Origin of the sequence: Candidatus Nitrospira allomarina (genome assembly GCF_032050975.1) — a bacterium.
In the GTDB taxonomy this organism is placed as follows: Bacteria; Nitrospirota; Nitrospiria; order Nitrospirales; family UBA8639; genus Nitrospira_E; species Nitrospira_E allomarina.
This window is the reverse complement of the sequence record NZ_CP116967.1, coordinates 1372292-1389060: the sequence shown is the minus strand read 5'-3', so window position 1 is coordinate 1389060 and position 16769 is coordinate 1372292. Positions and strand designations below refer to the sequence as shown.

The following is a 16769-nucleotide window of genomic DNA, read 5'->3' as shown; positions in this document are numbered from 1 at the left end:
AGACCTGTCCTTCTGATTATTCTTCAATTTGTGCAGTTAAAGTGGAAAAATGGGGTGAGTGACGGGAATTGAACCCGCGACCTCCGGATCCACAATCCGGCGCTCTAACCAACTGAGCTACACCCACCATCACATGGAAGTTTCGAGCGGAATGAAGAGAGCGATCTTATCAGAGGACCATAGGTGTCGCAAGGCACATAACGATCGCGACCAAAGAGAATAGTTGACTAATTTTTCGAGAAAACCTCATATTTGAAGGGCCAAATAGGCATTTAAACACCCCGAAAATTTACCCCCCGTTCAATTGACCACTTTCATGGTATTGTGTTAAAAATCACACTTCGATTTTTTCTGGAGGAAATTATGGCTAATCGACATCATTCCGCAATTAAAGCAGCTCGACAAACTCTGAAGCGGCAGGAACGCAATCGGTCTATCATGCGACGCGTCAGGACTTTTATCAAGAAAGTTCATGGAGCGGTCAAAGAGAACAAGGGCGAAGAGGCTAAGGTTTCTTTGCGAGAAGCGACCTCTGAGCTGCATAAAGCCGTAACTAAAGGCACGCTTCATCGGAACACCGCCTCTCGTTGGGTTTCCCGTCTTGCATCCCGCGTCAACGCACTCTCACCCAAATAATATGGTCAAATAGGTACGGGTTCTCACAACTTGTGAGATTTGCGGCCACCGAAGACCTTGCTGCCTTGATCAGCTTTAGTGGCCCGGCAAAGTTGGATGACCAGGTCATCCAAGATGAGCTTCGGACGTGATGCCCGCCCTCCTTTAAGAGCCGAATCCGCTTGAGCGAATAATTCCCATGCTCGACGGAGGTGGGATGGCTTCCACCGCTGCACCTGCTGGATAAATTCCCGCGCACGAAACGGAGGAATGCCTGATTGGCGTGCGGCCTGTCCGGCATCATACCCTTCTTGCATCAACTCGTGCGTTTTCCAGATCTTCCGCATCTGCCACAAAAAGGCACCCAACATTCGTAAGGGTGCTTCGCCGGTTTCTAAATTTTTTGCCACGATATCCAATGCCCGCCCCTGATCCCCTCGCGCAACGGCTTCCGACCAATCAAACACCGAAATTCCAGGGGGTTTTCCTCTGAGCGTTTCCACGTCTTGTGCCCGAACTCGATGGCCCTCCGGCATAAACGCCACCAATTTCTCTAATTCACCGGCCGTCCCATACAACCCTTCGGCAACCTGATCCTTCAATATCTCGAGGGCACTGTCTTCCAACTGCAAGCCTAACTCTCGCGCTCGCTGCGTGACCCACCCTGCTCGCTGCCCCTCAAATAAGGGAGCGCATTCCACCACCGTCCCCCGCTTTTTAAGATCTTGAACCCACTTCGTCCGGCCGTCCAGTTTGGCTGCAGTGATGACCATCGTGGTCGTTTCATTGGGAGTCTGAAAATAGGGCATAAGAGCTTCCCCATCTCGAGCAGAGAGTTTTTCTGCCCATTTAATGATGAGGAGTCGTCTCGATGAAAAAAACGAGGTCTCTTCCGAAATGGCTAATATCTCGGACGCATCGGTTTCATCCCCATAAACGACATCGACATGAAACATCTGGGAGGAATCATAGGCCGATAAATGGTCCGATGATTTTGAAGCATCCTTTTTCTGACCTGCCTCACGAAGAATGCTCAAGGCCTGATCCCGGAAATAGGGCTCTTCCCCAATCACCAAATACAGAGGGGATAACCCATGCCGGTTGATCTGACTTTGAAGTTCATGAACTTTCATGGTGAATACGCCTCAAAAAGCAGACAATCCTGCTAACCCATTCAGGTAATCAAGGCATCTGGGAGCCTGGAGTAATGAGATCTCCGTAAGGCGCTGAGATCTCGGGGGATTCACCACCACCCGATTCCGGATCCGGGATGGTCTCCTTTCTATTCCTGTCAAAAACCCCCTGCTCCCTGGCCCCCAAAAATTGATCGGCTAAATCGGCAGCCACCTGTTGCCCCGCTTGCTCAACCGCCCGATCCTGCAAAACCCGGTTAAACTGCAATCCGGTTTCGGCATCTGAGGTGGATGTGGCACCCACAAAAAATTCGGCTGTACTGGTTCCGATTTGAGACCATCGGACTTTTCCCGTTTTCCGATCCTTCACCTTCAACAACACTTTCACCATAACCCGGCTTTCTTGTGTCTGCGTGCGAGTAAAGGCTAATGAAGAAAGCCCGACCGATAGAATCGCCCCTTCCATCACAAAATCGGCGGAGCCATCATCGACAAATTCTGCGCTTCCGACAGATTGGAACGCCTGGCGAAAGTATCTGGTGTATTTGAATTCCAGGTTTGGTTCAAAGCTGTTATTTTTGAGCACCGGAAAGACCATACGAATCGGCGGTCCTTGCGCCACATGGCCGGCACTCCCCCCGATGACCGGGCCCGGCCCCTCAACTGTGAATTGGTACCCACATCCGGCAATCAGGCACAGCCACACTCCCCATCCGGTCATCAGGAATCTCACCCGCTGAAGAAGCCTACCCGGTCGGCCTGGGTTAGATGACAAAATTCACCAGCTTTTGTTCCACATAGATAATTTTGCGAGCGACCTTCCCTTGCAACCATTCCACCAACTTTGGATCCGCCTGAGCGCCTGCAATGATCTGTTCCTTTGTCGAACCGGCTGGAACCACGATCTTACTCCGAAGTTTGCCATTCACCTGGAGAGGAATCGTCCATTCGGCACTGGCCACCAGAACGGGATCAAAGTCAGGCCACGCCTGCCGGCTCATCCCTGGGCGCTTCCCTAAGAGTTCCCACAACTCCTCAGTCACGTGCGGAGCAAAGGGTGCCAGCAACACTACTAACGTTTCCAACGTTGTTCGCCACTCCGCTCGCTCGCCAGCAGTTAAGGCCTCCCCCGGAAATTCTTTCCAGAACTTATACAACTCATTTACAAACTCCATAAGAGCCGCAATGGCCGTGTTAAATTGAAAGCCCCGCTCAAAATCTTCTGTGACCTTTTTAATCGTCTGATGCGTCGCCCGCTGCAATTGAGGCAAAAGCACCGACTCGCGGGATCCCTGATTGGAAGCTACCCCATTCAAGACCGGAAGAAGATCCTGTACCAACCGCCAGACCCGGTTAAGAAACCGATAGCACCCTTCAACCCCGGTATCGCTCCATTCCAAATCCTTTTCCGGTGGTGCGGCAAACAACGAAAACATTCTGGCCGTGTCCGCTCCATAGCGATCGCACAAGTCCTCAGGGGAAGCAATATTTTTTTTAGACTTGGACATCTTCTCCGTACGGCCTGTCACAATACTCCGCCCACAGTGAATACAGACCCGCTGCTCGCCCATTTTTTTTATTTCGGTGGGAAGCATCCATCGATGCTCTTCACACCAGTAGGTTTCCTTGGTCACCATGCCTTGGGTGAGCAAATGGATGAAGGGTTCATCAGCCATTGTGAGACCCAGGTCTCGTAAGACTTTGGTAAAAAAGCGCGCATACAACAGATGCAACACCGCATGCTCGATTCCGCCGACATATTGGTCCACCGCCATCCAATGTTGTGCGGCTTGGGGATTCACGGCTTGCGTGACGTCTTTGGGCGAGCAATACCGAAGGAAGTACCAGGACGAATCTACAAAGGTATCCATGGTATCGGTTTCGCGGCGTGCCGGACCGCCACACATGGGACAGGTGGCCTGTGAAAACGACGGAGATTCCTTAAGCGGAGACCCACCTTTCCCGGTGAATGGCACATCGTCAGGCAGCAACACCGGCAGGTCGCCTTCGGGAACCGGGACAATGCCACAGCGATCACAATACAACATCGGAATGGGCGTCCCCCAATAGCGTTGCCTGGAGATACCCCAATCTCTTAAACGGAAATTGATGGATCGCTTTCCCCATTCCTGTGTTTCCACATATTCGCCGATGGCCTGTTTGGCTTGCGACACGGACATGCCGGAAAAATTCCCTGAGTTCACCAGGAGTCCGGCGGCATCCTGTTCTTCATAAGCCGATTCCAGAGCTTCAGAGCTCAGCCGGCCTTCCGGATCTTGAATCACCAGTCGAGCCGGGATGCGATAGGTTTTCGCGAATTCAAAATCTCGTTGGTCATGCGCGGGAACGGCCATAATCGCCCCCGTGCCATATTCATACAACACAAAATTCGCCACCCAAATCGGGATACGTTCCTTGGTAAACGGATTGATGGCGTAGGCGCCGGTAAACACACCTTCTTTCTCCCGATCAGCAGCCGTACGCGTCGCTTTATCCACGCGAGACACACGAGTCACAAACGCTCGAACCCCGGCGGCCTCAGGTCTTCCGGCTATCAATTGTTCGACCAGGGGCGATTCTGGTGCAAGGCTCATGAAGGTCGCGCCATGAATGGTATCCGGTCTAGTGGTAAACACCCGGATCGCCTGTAGCCCGGCTACGGTCTCCGCTAAGGGAAAATCCAGCTCCACCCCTTCGCTCCGCCCAATCCAATGCCGCTGCATGGCCAGCACACGAGCCGGCCAGGTCCCCAACCGTTCACAGCCGTCCAATAATTCCTGCGCATAGGACGTAATACGGAAAAACCACTGCTCCAATTCTTTTTGAATGACGACCGACTCGCATCGCCAGCACACCCCTCCGTCTTTTCCTTCTTTCTCCAAGACCTGCTCATTTGCCAATACCGTTTCACAAGAAAGACACCAATTTACTGCCGAGCGTTTTCGATAGGCCAATCCACGCTCAACCATTTTCACAAAGATCCATTGATTCCAGCGGTAATAGTCAGGCTGAGACGTATTCACCTCACGATCCCAATCATAGGACAGACCCATCCGCTGAAGTTGTCCTTTCATATAGGCCACATTTTCTTGAGTCCAAACGTTGGGGTGCACCCCTTTCTCAATTGCGGCATTCTCTGCCGGCAACCCGAAAGCATCCCATCCCATCGGATGCAACACGTTATACCCACGCATCGTCTTATAACGGGCCACGACATCCCCGATGGCATATACGCGCACATGGCCCATGTGTATCCGGCCCGAGGGATAGGGAAACATCTCCAAACAATAATATTTGGGTTTGTCCGAATCTTCCTGAACCTGGAACGTCCCGGATTGAGCCCAATATGCCTGCCACTTTGCTTCAACAGCCTGATGATCGTACGTATGCGCCATGCTTATGCCTTATGAAAGAAAATACGGTGATCGCCTCGATGAATACGTTACAAAGACATCCCTACTTCGCTCGTCACATGTGTGAAGAAATGTCGGTATGGGTAAACACTTGTTCCGCGTCAAATTAGATACGGAATTCCGGAACCGTGAGGGTCATTGCCTCTGAATTTGACGTTGGGAAACGCTGCATTTTCAACAGCATCCTGAGGAATCTAGCATAGAGAAACCCACCCCACAAGCAAATCGCCAGGAGGCCGTTCAGACCACAGGATCGCGAATATTTGCACAAGGAAAAGGGGAAAAACAGAACGACTAAAAGGACCGCTTGTTCGCCTGGCGCGACTTCACGGAAATGGGTGAGGGAGGACGAGCGGCTGATCCGGAAATGGCACCAACCACTTCCTGATGTTCACGCTGCAGATGACGATGATGCTCAATTAACGGATCAAGGACTTCTCCACACATCAGACACCGCCAACCCGGCATCCAAATCTCGCCACTCGTGGCCATATCCACAAAGTGATCGACTATCATGGTCCCTTGACATCGAGGGCATTGCATCCGTCATACCTCCCTATAAGTGATGTATGTATCCATCGGTGAGGCCCTCAGAGACCTTAAATCTTTTAAAGAGGAGAAAGGGAAGCCCCGTGTTTGTCGAACAATGGACAGCAGGACGATACAACCTCAAAAAAACACTCTCTCTCTTCCTATCTCATCACCGCCATCTTAATGTTAGCAAGGAAACGAAAAACCCACTTGCTCCTAACAAAATTCCCACGCAGCATGTCGGAAATCCGCCCACACCTGTGTTCGAAGAAGTCCCAGATCACATTTTGCGATCATTGGTGGGCATCACAACCATCGCCGACACCAACACCATAATTTGGTGAAGGACTAGAAACTCCCCTTCGAAGTTTTTGCGGAACGCAGGGGAGAAAGAGGAATCATCGCGTCACCCCGCAGTTTGCGGTGAAAGGTGATAGCAAAGCGATGCGCTTCATCTCGAATGGTTTGGACCAGCCGTGTTGCCGGGGATTTCAGGGGCAGTATGATGGGCATCTTCCGACCCGGCAGAAAAATCCTTTCGTCTTTGTCACCCTTCGCTTTGGCTAAACCACAAATCGCGACATGTGAGAGATTAACGGCCGCCATCGCCTCCATGGCCGCGCCTAATTGTCCGGCTCCACCATCAATCACCACCAGGTCCGGCTCCGGTAGGGTTTTCCCTGGTTTATTAGCCAACGATCCGCCGTATCGGCGTTTCACCACTTCATGCATACTCGCAAAGTCGTTGGCTCCTTCTACCGTTTTAATCCGGAATCGCCGATAGTCTGACTTTTTCATTCTGCCCTGTTCCCAAACCACCATGGACGCCACGGAATTAGTCCCCATGGTATTGGAGATATCAAAACATTCAATTCGGGTCGGAATTTGTGGCAACGCTAAGAGCGACTGAAGTTCTTCCACCGACTCACTGGATTCGGTTTGCACCCGAAGATGTTCGTTGAGAGCCACCGCAGCATTTTCCTGTGCGAGCTGGAGTAATTCATATTTAACCCCTCGCTCAGGAACCAGTACCCGAACGGTTTCCTCTTTCTTCTCGGACAACCACCGCTGGACTAGCGATTGATCGTCAAACCCCACAGGAAGCAGAACCTCTTTGGGAGGCACGACTGTTTTGGCATAAAACTGTTCGAGCGTCGACCTCACCAGTTCCTCATCGGTGACGCCGTGAGCGTCGGACCAGAAAAAATCCCGACGGCCAATCAACAGGCCTCCTCGCACAAACAGCATCTGAACATCCACTGCCCCTCCCATTCTGGCCAATCCCACGATATCCTGCTCCCGGGCGCTTATTTGTGCCACCCGTTGTTTGGCCAACATCCGCTCAATGTTTCCAATCTGATCACGCAGTCGAGCGGCTTCTTCAAACGCCTCCCGCTCCGCCGCATCCTGCATGGCTGATCGTAAGGACTCGAGTAATTCCGTATCCCGTCCCTCTAAAAACCAACGAACCTGCTTTACAATCTGATGGTAGGCTTCCTTCGTCTGATTTCCCGTGCAAGGAGCCATGCAACGCTTGATTTCAAATTCCAGGCATGCCCGCTCAGCGCTTCCATTAATATCGATTGTGCAGGTGGCCAGGGGGAACACCTTACGAATAACTTTCAGGGTGTCGCGCATAGCTCCCGTAGGGACATACGGACCAAAATATAACGCCTTGTCCTGTTTGACCCGGCGGACTATCGACAGCCTCGGGAAATCATCGTGAATCGGCAACCGGAGATAGGGGTATTGTTTGTCGTCCCGGAGGACCACATTGAACCGTGGGCGATGCCGCTTGATCAGATTACTTTCTAAAATGAGGGCTTCGAATTCCGAGTGGGTGACGATCGTTTCCATATCCGCAATCTGCGAATACAGCACCCGGTTTTTAGGAGTGAGATCGGCCGCATGTTGAAAATACGATCGCACTCGGTCCGATAACACGGCGGCTTTTCCAATATAGATAATGTCGCCTCGTCGATCTTTAAAGAGATAGACCCCTGGTTGCTTGGGAAGATTATTCAATATTCCGCTCAAGCGACCTGGATGGTCCGAGAGGACCTGAGAAGTGCTCGTGGGTGTTTCCCTCATCTCTTGTTTTGTCACCTTGATCATCAGACGATGGCGACTCCCGCTGGTCGTTGTATCAACTCAATTTCATAGCCATCCGGCGCATCGATAAAAATAAACCGGCTGCCGGAGGAAGATTGGGTGGGGCCATCCGTGATCGGCACACCTTTGGCCTGGAGTTCCTGAATCGTCTGTTCCAAATCCTCCACTTCAAAAGCCAAATGCACAAGATCCTCTTGAACCTTGACCGTCCCGCTACTCGGAAAACTGCACAACTCAATCAATTCCTCACTGTTGGGGACAGCCAAAAATGCCAGATGCGAACCTCGTGGCGATACCTTTTGCTCCACGACTTCCAGCCCGAGTACCTCTCGATAAAAGCCCAGCGTCTGTTCCATGTCACTCACTCGCATTCGCGTATGCAACAGTTTTTTCACCCGCATGCCATTCTCCTTTTCAACATTCACCTGTCCGACCACGGGAACGGAATCCCTCTGCATGAATTAAACTTCTTCGAAAAACAGAGAGGAAGTCCGCAATCTCCGGTCTGGAGGTATGACTTTCGCTATTGTCACTCGTTGCTCATCCCTGATCAAGATTGCTATCTTCTCTTGTTTTTCATAGACTTCCCCGGAATTTCTGATCGGTTCCCGCTCTCAAGGAGGAGACGTGACGACATTGATCATCTGCCGCCTGGTCGCTCTATGCCTCATCCTTGGGCTCTTCAATACCATTATCACTCCTCAAACAGTTCGGGCTGAAGGTTTTCGTATTCTCGATCATGGAGCTTCGGCTACCGGCCAAGGCGCGGCCTTTACAGCCCAAGCCGATGATGCCTCAGCCCTGCACTACAATCCAGCGGGTATGACCCAGTTAAAAGGCATCCAATTTTATGCAGGGACTCTCTTGATCGGTGGCACGGTCAGATTCAAAAGCGACCTCGGACCAACCGTCAAGGGTGGTGTTGGTGGAACGATCTCCTCTCCCCCACCCAGTTCATTATTCCTCACTGCAAACCTTCCGGCCTTAGGCCTGGACAATCTCCCGAATTGGACCGTAGGAATTGGGGTTACCACCCCGTATGCCCTGAATATCGAATACCCCGATGATAGCCTAATTTCTCCCATACTCACGAGTGCGTCTCTTCCCCTTATCGATATCAAGCCCACGCTCGCCTACAAGGTGAATGACTATATCTCTGTAGGAGGGGGGCTAGATATTTATACCTTTGCCAGCTTTCTGGGAGAAGGTCAGGCAGAGCTCCAACAAAATGCGGCTCCAGGCAATCCGTTTGGTATACCCGCTGGGACAGGCCTGGAAGCGAACGGGACTGACTCGGCTTTGGGATTTAATGCCAGTGTCCTCTGGACACCTTTCCGCAATCAAGACGGTCATCCACTCGTCAATCTTGCGTTTGTCTATCGGAACGGACCCAATTTGGACCTCAAAGGGGATTTTTTAGCCGGTGGAACCCGCCTTGCCGGTGCGACCACAAACATTCAACTCCCCGATATCTACACGTGGGCCATCGCCGGATGGCCTATTCGCAACGCGCAACATGAGTGGAAGGTCGAAGTGGATCTCGATTATGCGGATTGGTCCGGATTCAAGGACCTCAACCTGCAACTCTCTAATGGAGCCGTCATCCAAAATCCCCGAAACTATGGAGATGCCTGGATACTCATGGTGGGAACGGAATTCAAAGCCCTCTCCCCCTCTGCGCTCCCTCATTGGGATGTGGCCTTTCGAACGGGATACGTCAGATCGGAAAGCCCTATTCCCAACCGGACATTCGAGCCAGCGGTTCCAGACTCCGATTTTAATGCCTTTTCAGCCGGGATGGGCTTTCTCTGCCATGCTCCAGGAAAATTTTTGGGGATCCTCCCCTGTGACATTTTTGGCGCAAAAGGCATCGGGATGGATTTAGCCTATCAAGCGTTGCTGTATGATGAACGGAATGTTCAGAATAACCAACAACCTCTCTTAAACGGCAAATGGGATACCACCCTCCACGTCGGAGCCTTATCCGTGCGGATGAATTTCTAATGCGTCTTCCCTGATTTTTTGCTCCCCCCCTTCACCCTTTTCGCCGATTCCATTACAGTCCCTCTACCGGTTGACCTTCTCAATAGGGACATTCATGTCGCTCTTACCAAAATCCCATCGCATTGTGGAACGTCCACTCATGGAGTTTCGTCCATTCGGGAAGGATACTCAGGGTGCAACGATCCAGGATGTGAGCGGAATCGCCATCCGCGCCAATCTTGAATATCTGGAAGAGGCCATACAGCAACACCAGGGACCGGAGGCCGCAGAAGAGGCCTTGCGCACTCTTGTCGCCCTGCTGAACGAGCGAATCCCCGACCGGACCTATCATGTGACCGTCGATTTCCTCAAGAATCACTGGAACAGCTATTCTTATGAGTTTGCCATGTTTCTGGCCGAATTTTCTGTTCAGCTCTCGCACGAGGAGAACTTTCACTTCAATCTGGGGCGGGAAAAATTTCTCTCCCCCATTATTCAAATCCTCGGGCGGCCCTTCTCCATAACCCAGATATATCGCCTCTTCCCGCACTTTGTCGAAAAATTCACCAAAGGTTCGCTCAAGCCGGAGGTTGTATCGGTCACCAATGGCCATGCCGTGATGCGGCTACAATTGTCCGAATCCACAATCAGGCAGTTCGGCCCGTATCTCCAGGGCTGTGCCGAACGAATATGCCACACTACAAAGGCGACGGTTGCAGAAGTCCCGGCCCGCATGTTTGGAAAACGGGCTGCCTCGATCCAGGATCGGAGCTGTATCGCCGAGGGTGCCCCCCATTGTGAATGGGCCTTTACCTGGGAACCCGAGCGACGGACCATGCGGGGATGGATTTTGGGCGGACTCGCCTTGTGGCTGGCCACGGTCACCACATTGAGAGTTTTTTCTCCCGATCAACCCTGGTGGGTCAGTGCGGGGCTGTCCCTGCTTCCCTTGCTCATTGTTCCCTTGGCAAAACGGCTTTGGGATGATCGGCTGGAGATTCAAGAGCGTGGGAAAATCATTCAAGAACAATTGGAGGCGGCAGAACAACGGCACGAAGAATTGCGGGAGGCCTACTTAGCACAAGAACATACATTGATCGAGATCCGGCGACGAGTCGATGAATTAACCATGCTGCATCAACTCACCCTCCACATCGGCTCAACCCTTGACCGCGAAACCATTATCGGCTCAGGCCTCAAAGCCATTGTGGGCTCACTCTCCTTTGACCATGCCTGGGCAGTTGTATGGGACGCACCGCATCAACATTTTCACAAGATTCAATCAGAAGGCATGTCGGAACAGTGGACGGCTTTGGTTCAAGACACCAACATTCCCTCAGCCCCACAGGACCTCCTTCACCGAACTCTCCACTCGCAAGAACCCATCCTCATAGAGGACATCACGGAAATTCTGAGTCAGTGCCATCCCACCACTCGACAGATTTTGATGGAAGCCGGGACGAAAAGCGGATTCTCACTCCCCCTGATTAGTCAGAATCAACCACTTGGTGTGTTGATCGTTGGGAGTATGCAACAGAAAGCCATCCCCATCTCTGAACAAAACTTATTATCTACGGTCGCCCATGAAATGGCGATTGCCCTTGATACGGCGATGGCCTATGACGAGATTGAAGCCTTGAACATCGGCTTGGAAAACAAAGTGCAGGAGCGAACGCTGGCATTACAACAGGCTAACACAGACCTGGAAACCGCCAATCACCGGCTCAAGGAACTTGACCGGATGAAATCCCAGTTTCTCTCACATTGCTCTCATGAATTGCGCACACCCTTAACCTCGATTAAGGGATTCACGGAAAATCTGCTTCATGGGATGGTGGGACCGCTCGCCGAACGCCAACACCTCTACCTCACCCGAATCAGTGCGAACGCCAATCGACTCACCCGTATGATTGCGGACCTTCTTGACTTATCGCGCATCGAGGCAGGGACCGTCCGGTTAGCCCATGGATCTGTGGCATTGTCCGATCTCCTTGAGGATGTCACGCAGGAATTGCTGCCACTCACCCAAACCAAGGCCCAACACCTGACGGTCGAACTCACAGAAGACCATTTGACTCTCTGGGGAGACCAGGACCGTCTCCATCAAATCGTCACCAATCTCGTCCACAACGCCCATAAATTTTCTCCACAAGAGGGACGCATCCTGGTGAGAGCTTCTCCCGCTCCACCGGATCACATCCTCCTCACGATCTCCGATACCGGTCCGGGTATTCCTCGGGAAGCTCAGGCCAGCCTCTTTCAGCCTTTCTTCCAGGCTCACCGGATGCCGGAAATCGGCACGCAGGGTCTGGGGTTGGGACTCTCAATTGTGAAACAATTGGTGGAACTGCACGGTGGGACGATCTCTGTAGAAAGTCAGCCTGGAGAAGGTGCCACGTTTCACCTTTGTCTCCCGGCAGTCTGCCCTTCAACGCTCTCACCGTCCGCTCAAGCCTGCCATGAACCTCCAATCTAGGAATGCTCAATAGACTGCCTACCTCAATACCATTCCCTCAGAATCCATTCTTCTGTTCGGCTTGTCACAGATCGACAAAAAATTCCATGTAATCCCTCAGGATTTTCATCGACCTACCGATAAACGTGGATAGTATTGCCTACGACATTATTGGAAGGGAGGTGGAACCATGAAAAAAGTCGCGAAAAAGAAGCCGGCAAAAAAAGCCGCCGTGCGAATGAAAAAGTCTCCGGGGAAGAAAAAGGCGTCACGATAACGCCCCTCGGGCATCACACTGTGTAGGGCCGGGGAGACGAATCTATTCCCCGGCTTACACATTTCTTTCCTCCAACCCCACACTCGCTTCCTCATTTATCTCAACCTCACAACCCATGTTCGCATTCGCACAAGTTGAGTTTGCAGTCCGGTTATGTGATAACTCCCGATCATTAATCCGCATGTATTACGAGAGCACCCGTTATGGACATTAATGCACAAACCCAACTCTGCGGCCTGTTAGGCAACCCGGTCGATCATTCGCTTTCTCCAACTATTCACAATGCAGCCTTTCGTCAATTGGGATTAAATTTTGTCTATCTGGCGTTTCCCGTCCAGGATCTCGAAGGCGCAGTTCAGGGCCTCCGGGCGTTGGGCCATATTCGGGGACTCAGCGTGACCATCCCACATAAAGTCACCATTTTACCCTTGTTAGATTCCGCCGAAACGACCGCCAAACACATTGGCTCGGTAAATACCATCGTCAAAGACCGTGGCCTGTTAGTGGGCTCCAACACTGATGCATCCGGCGCGCTCAAAGCCTTGCAACACGGTGGAGTGGAAACCACCGGACAACGGGTTGTCATTCTAGGATCCGGAGGAGCCGCTCGCGCCATCGCCTTCGCACTCGGCGTGGAAGGCAAAATTGAACATCTGACTCTCCTAGGCGTCGATGATCAGGAACGAAAGACCTTGGCGACCGACCTCAAAGCCAAAACATCCATCCTCTTGCACGACAACTCCTTAACTCCTGAAACCTTGCAATCTGCGTTGGCACAGGCCCAATTGCTTATTCATTGCACCCCCATTGGCATGCACCCAAAGGTCGAGGAAAGCTGTGTCCCCAAGCATCTGCTGCACCGCGATCTGACGGTGATGGATATTGTCTACAACCCACTCAATACGCGTTTATTGCAGGATGCACAGGCGGCGGGGTGCCGCACCATCCAAGGGATCAACATGTTTCTCTATCAGGCTGTGGGGCAATTTGAACTCTGGACCGGCCAATCCGCACCAATCGAGGTGATGCGTAACGTGCTCACCAGCCACTTCTCTTGAATGACGGATATCGGGTTCGGATTTTGCTCCCAGCCTCAACGAGAATCCTTGCGATGGAGAATTCCATAGGAGAAAGTGGCCATGGTGATATTCCTCCCCATGTGTCACCTGCCCGCTGGCCGGAACAAAATTCGCCCTGCCTCCCCTCCGGTATTCTCAACGATTCTCACAAGAATTTTCTCTCCGATACTGTTCCAGCCTGTCCGAAACTGGTTTCTTACCAACACCTCAAAACAGGAGATTTATGAATATTGTCTTCATAGGATACCGAGGAACGGGGAAAAGCACTGTGGCAACAATCCTGGGTCAACGTCTCGGACGAAGAGTCATCTCCACTGATGAGGAAATCGTCAAGGAGGCCAAGCAAACCATTCCTCAGCTTATCGAGCACTTCGGGTGGGATCATTTCCGCGGGCTGGAAACGCAGATGTGTCAAAAGCTCACGGGCCAGGACAATCTGGTTATCGACACGGGCGGGGGACTCATCCTGAAGGAAGAAAACGTCAAAATGCTTAAAGAGAATGGAAAGATTTTCTGGCTGACTGCCGAAGTTTCAACGATTGCCAGCCGGATTTCCGGCGATACGCAGCGGCCCTCTCTGTCAGGCACCAAAACGTTCGTAGAAGAAATCGAAGAAATTCTTGAGATTCGCAAACCTCACTACCAAGCCGCTGCCGATCATGTCATTCCAACGGACCAAATTTCCCCGGACCAAATTGCTGATGCCATTCTTTCCCACATTTCGACCTAGGAGCCTGTCGGACTTGGGGGATCGAGAGCGAAAAAGCGGCTGAGCGAGGGCAGATTTTGACGATTTCGCTGGCCCATAGTGGGACCATGGTCCAAGAAAGCGGCGAAATATGGACCGCTTAGACACTTTTGCAGCCGATTCATCCTAAGTCCGACAGGCTCCTAGACCGTTCACTCAGGGAACTGGACAGCAGGGATCAGTCATTGCCAAAGAAAAGAGAGTGCGTAAGAGACTCCGCTGGGCTTGCATCCTGTCCGCATTTTTTCCCATGTCGGCTATACGGTTTCGCCACGGCCACAGACCAGGTTCCCTTTCCACCCTCCCCCCATTGGGGCAAGAGGAGTCGCCAAACAGTATAGGAGTGTAGATTAAAGCAGTCTAATAATGCAGGTAACCAACTATGGTATCCATGTCGTTTTTGGAGATGCCGGGTTTCGCCCCGGCGAACGAGGTCCTTTTGTTTCGGCAAAAGGACCCAAAACCATTAACGCCCAGACAGGCTTCATTGGATGGGACCGACGCGAACCTTTGGAGAGCAGACCAACTCGCTACGCTCAGACAAGGTCTGCTGAATGCCCAGAGCGTCGGTCCCGTGAGCCTGTCAGCAGGCGTCGAATAAAACAAAGAGGGAAAGGTAAAGTTGGGTTTGACGTTGGCCGCAATCTAAGATTTGAATTTGCTGTTTTCTTTATTCAATGGAATTTGTAAAATTATTCCTTCTAATAACGAAAGATTTGTTTAATAATAGGAATATCCTCCTTTAACTCATGAAAGAGCTTAGACAACGGCAGCTATTTAAGGAATGCTGAGCGGTCGGGAAAATAATTTTCTTGAAACCAAAATTTCTTTGCTTAGCCAGAATAATATTTGAAATAATAAAGAATGAATCCTTTAAAAACTGATCAAAAGAAAGTCGGGCCTGAACTATTTTTTGGGTTGGCAGGTGCAATCGGGACAGATCTCGGTGCAGTAAGTCGTGGGCTTATTAAAGCACTTGAATTTGTTAATTATGATTCTAGGATTATTCATATCATCGAAGAGATTCACCAAATCGACCAATATAGGTCTTTGGAAGAAACCGCCAAATTACAGCGATATAGAGAGCATATGAATGCAGGGGATGATTTTCGTGAAAAATTAAAACTTCAAGATGGATTGGCTCGTATGGCAATTGTGTCCATTCGTGAAAAACATAGAGCCCCTAATAATGAAGATTGCAGGACGCCTAATGAACCTTATAAACCTTTGTCTAATACAGCCTTTATTCTTAGATCTTTTAAGCGTCCGGAAGAAGTTTCCCTTTTTAGAAAAGTTTATGGAAAGAGTTTTTTTCTAATTTCAGCATATACACCCCGTGAAACAAGAATTCAAAACCTAGCCAGTGAATTAGCTTCCTCTCACTATGACAGCAATGTATCAAAGTATCGTGAACATGCTGAAACATTGGTAAACCGAGACGAGGAGGATCTATATAAAGACTATGGACAAAAGGTTAGGGACACTTTCCCAGAGGCTGATTTTTTTGTAGATGCGCAAAAAGCCAGCCACATAAAAGATTCAATTCTAAGATTTATTGAAATTCTTTTTGGAAATACGTTCTTGACACCTACCCGTATGGAATACGCCATGTTTCACGCTAAAGCTGCAGAATATCGTTCTGCTGAATTGGGACGCCAAGTAGGGGCCGCAATAATTAATTAATAATGAAGGAGATATCTTGGCAGTGGGTACTAATGATGTCCCAAAATTTGGTGGAGGATTGTATTGGGGGGAAGATTCTGATGATGCTAGAGAGTTTCATGGTGGTTGGGATACCAGGGATAGGAAAAAGGAAGAAACTTTTGCGGAGATACTTAAAGTTCTAAAAGAAAATGAATGGTTAGGAGAAAATTTAAAAAATTTAGAAATCCCCGAATTAGTCAAGAGAGCCACGCCACTTTTGAAAAGAACCAGATTATTTAATTTAATTGAATTTGGAAGAGCTACTCATGCTGAAATGGAAGCTTTGTTAAGTGCAGCACGGAGGGGAATTTCAATTAAAGATTGTACTTTATATACCACAACTTTCCCTTGCCATGATTGTGCCAGGCATATTGTTGCCTCCGGTATAAGAAAAGTTGTATACATAGAACCCTATGCAAAAAGTCTTGCTTCTCAATTTCATTTAGATTCATTTTTGGTAGATCAAAATATTGAAACATCTGGCTTTGTTTCATGCCATTCATTTGTGGGTATTGCCCCTAGAGTATACATGGAATTATTTCCAATGCTTCAAAGGAAAGATAAGGAAGGAAGGGTTAAGCTTTGGAATAGAGAAATTGCCATTCCAAGAATGCATAGCTCACCTTTAGCTTATATGGATAACGAGGCGAAGGAGGCTAAAACACTTTCTGAGAAAATGAATGAGGCAGGATTTAAACCAATTTAAAATAGGAGGATTC

The 16769-nt window shown here is 50.3% G+C and carries 13 protein-coding genes and 1 tRNA gene; 7 read left to right on the top strand and 7 right to left on the bottom strand.

All coding sequences use genetic code 11. From position 1 onward, the window contains the following. Positions 1–50 precede the first annotated feature (50 nt). Positions 51–127, bottom strand: a tRNA-His gene (locus PP769_RS06045). 236 nt (positions 128–363) lie between these two features. Here PP769_RS06045 and rpsT point away from each other — a divergent pair. Then, positions 364–636, top strand: a complete 273-nt coding sequence (gene rpsT / locus PP769_RS06040) for a 30S ribosomal protein S20 (RefSeq protein WP_312646046.1) — start codon at positions 364–366, stop codon at positions 634–636. 23 nt (positions 637–659) lie between these two features. Here the strand turns inward: rpsT and holA are convergent, their stop codons facing one another. The 6 genes from holA to PP769_RS06010 all read right to left on the bottom strand — a co-directional run bounded on the left by holA (position 660) and on the right by PP769_RS06010 (position 8205). Next, complete coding sequence (gene holA / locus PP769_RS06035; RefSeq protein WP_312646045.1) at positions 660–1748, bottom strand: DNA polymerase III subunit delta; 1089 nt, start codon at positions 1746–1748, stop codon at positions 660–662. A gap of 49 nt (positions 1749–1797) precedes the next feature. Beyond that, positions 1798–2469, bottom strand: coding sequence for an LPS assembly lipoprotein LptE (gene lptE / locus PP769_RS06030; RefSeq protein ID WP_312646044.1), 672 nt, complete (start codon positions 2467–2469; stop codon positions 1798–1800). 43 nt (positions 2470–2512) lie between these two features. Beyond that, entirely contained in the window at positions 2513–5143 is a 2631-nt protein-coding gene (gene leuS, locus PP769_RS06025) for a leucine--tRNA ligase (RefSeq protein ID WP_312646043.1), read from the bottom strand. Between the two features lie 312 nt (positions 5144–5455). Then, positions 5456–5704, bottom strand: coding sequence for a hypothetical protein (locus tag PP769_RS06020; RefSeq protein WP_312646042.1), 249 nt, complete (start codon positions 5702–5704; stop codon positions 5456–5458). A gap of 336 nt (positions 5705–6040) precedes the next feature. Next, a complete protein-coding gene (uvrC, locus tag PP769_RS06015; protein WP_312646041.1) occupies positions 6041–7783 on the bottom strand; it encodes an excinuclease ABC subunit UvrC in 1743 nt (580 codons plus the stop codon). 23 nt (positions 7784–7806) lie between these two features. Beyond that, complete coding sequence (locus PP769_RS06010) at positions 7807–8205, bottom strand: VOC family protein (protein WP_376753425.1); 399 nt, start codon at positions 8203–8205, stop codon at positions 7807–7809. A 226-nt stretch (positions 8206–8431) separates the two neighbouring features. Here PP769_RS06010 and PP769_RS06005 point away from each other — a divergent pair, with 226 nt between their 5' ends. From PP769_RS06005 to PP769_RS05980, 6 genes are all read left to right on the top strand, one after another. Then, the gene (locus PP769_RS06005) at positions 8432–9808 is read left to right on the top strand and encodes an OmpP1/FadL family transporter (RefSeq protein ID WP_312646039.1); all 1377 of its coding nucleotides are present in this window, start codon (positions 8432–8434) and stop codon (positions 9806–9808) included. 94 nt (positions 9809–9902) lie between these two features. Continuing rightward, positions 9903–12263, top strand: coding sequence for a GAF domain-containing sensor histidine kinase (locus PP769_RS06000; protein ID WP_312646038.1), 2361 nt, complete (start codon positions 9903–9905; stop codon positions 12261–12263). Between the two features lie 459 nt (positions 12264–12722). Further along, a complete protein-coding gene (locus PP769_RS05995) occupies positions 12723–13577 on the top strand; it encodes a shikimate dehydrogenase (protein ID WP_312646037.1) in 855 nt (284 codons plus the stop codon). A 244-nt stretch (positions 13578–13821) separates the two neighbouring features. Next, positions 13822–14328, top strand: coding sequence for a shikimate kinase (locus tag PP769_RS05990; protein ID WP_312646036.1), 507 nt, complete (start codon positions 13822–13824; stop codon positions 14326–14328). Between the two features lie 882 nt (positions 14329–15210). Next, on the top strand, positions 15211–16029 hold the full coding sequence (locus tag PP769_RS05985; RefSeq protein ID WP_312646035.1) for a nucleoside/nucleotide kinase family protein: 819 nt from the start codon (positions 15211–15213) through the stop codon (positions 16027–16029). A 22-nt stretch (positions 16030–16051) separates the two neighbouring features. Beyond that, positions 16052–16756 (top strand): deaminase, encoded by a 705-nt coding sequence (locus tag PP769_RS05980; RefSeq protein ID WP_376753424.1) that lies wholly within the window; start codon positions 16052–16054, stop codon positions 16754–16756. Positions 16757–16769 lie beyond the last annotated feature (13 nt).